The organism is Thalassococcus profundi (assembly GCF_003344785.1).
In the GTDB taxonomy this organism is placed as follows: Bacteria; Pseudomonadota; Alphaproteobacteria; order Rhodobacterales; family Rhodobacteraceae; genus Puniceibacterium; species Puniceibacterium profundi.
In genome coordinates this window covers 1-1,363 of sequence record NZ_QPMK01000043.1, presented here as the reverse complement: position 1 = coordinate 1,363, position 1,363 = coordinate 1, and the positions used below count along the sequence as shown (strand labels likewise).

1 protein-coding gene is annotated in these 1,363 nt (G+C 61.8%); it reads left to right on the top strand.

Features of this window, described 5'->3' with window-relative positions; translation table 11 throughout:
• Window positions 1-95: 95 nt before the first annotated feature.
• Complete coding sequence (locus DU478_RS22440; protein ID WP_114513068.1) at window positions 96-1,136, top strand: IS110 family RNA-guided transposase; 1,041 nt, start codon at window positions 96-98, stop codon at window positions 1,134-1,136.
• Window positions 1,137-1,363: the final 227 nt, after the last annotated feature.

Genomic DNA, 1,363 nt, shown 5'->3' with positions numbered 1-1,363 from the left:
CACAAGACATGGTGTGATTGCGGCGGTCGCTCTCCGGGGGCGAACGAGGTCCGGTATACTGGCCTCATGGATAAATGCCGTGAGGAGAACGACCTATGGAACACTATGCGGGGTTGGATGTTTCGCTGAAAGAGATTTCGATCTGTGTTGTGGATCGTGATGGTAAGATGATCGCACGCGGCGCTTGCCCGTCCGATCCGGAGGGTGTGGCAGGCTGGTTTCGAAACCGCTCGCTCATGCCGCGCCGGATTGTACATGAGAGTGGGAACTTGTCGATTTGGCTGCAGCGCGGAATGACGCGACTCGGGCTTCCGGCCACCTGTATCGATGCACGCAAGGCGCACAAAAGCCTCTCGGCCCGGCTCAACAAGTCTGACGCCTCCGATGCCGAGGGGTTGGCGCAGCTCGCCCGAACTGGCTGGTTTACCGAGGTGCATATCCGCAGCGAAGAGGCCGACCGGCTGCGGTGCCTTGTCGGTGCCCGTGAGAGGTCGATCCGGTTGCGCAAGGACCTCGAAGGTCACATCCGTGGCGTCCTCAAAACCTTCGGCATCCGCATGGTCGGTATCGGCGAGGGGCGGCAGAGGCAGGCGTTCCGCGATCAACTGGCGGCAGCGGGCGCGACCGACCCGGTTCTGCGAGCCATAGCCGATGGCTTCATCAGTGCCCATGCCACCCTGTGCAAAGTGGCTGACGACCTAGACAAGGCAGTGAAGAAAAGGGCCAAGGCCCATCCTGTTGCGCGCCGTCTGATGACCATCCCCGGTGTCGGCCCCGTCAACGCGCTCAGCTTCATAGCCCTGGTTGATGATCCCGGTCGGTTCAGCCGAACGTCAGATGTGGGCGCTTTCCTCGGGCTGACGCCAAAGCGACATCAGTCTGGCGAGGTGGATTGGTCTGGGCGCGTCTCGAAATGCGGTGACGGCGCGATGCGAGGGCTACTGTTCGAGGCGGCGTCTTGCATGATTGGTCAGGTGAAACGTTTCTCGCCGCTCAAAAGCTGGGCCGTGCGACTGGCCGGACGGCGCGGCTTCCGCAAGGCGGCGGTCGCGAYCGCCCGCAAAATCGCCGTGCTGATGCTGACGCTCTGGAAAAATGGAACCGACTATCAATGGACAAAGGAGGCCACCGCCTGATCTGAGTTCCCGCCCTGAAGCGGGGAGCGCAGTCCCAACGGGACGGAGGTTGATCGATCTCGCTGTAGAGTATGGGATGGCCAGGCGCCACACCCCGCACAAGACATTGGAGACGACCCGCCGCCGAAAACCATCATGAGGCGCTCAATGCGACCTCGGAGAGAACCATGACCCCGGACGGACAGCCCTCACTCTTGACGAGGCCGCAATCAGAGAACGCTCTACAA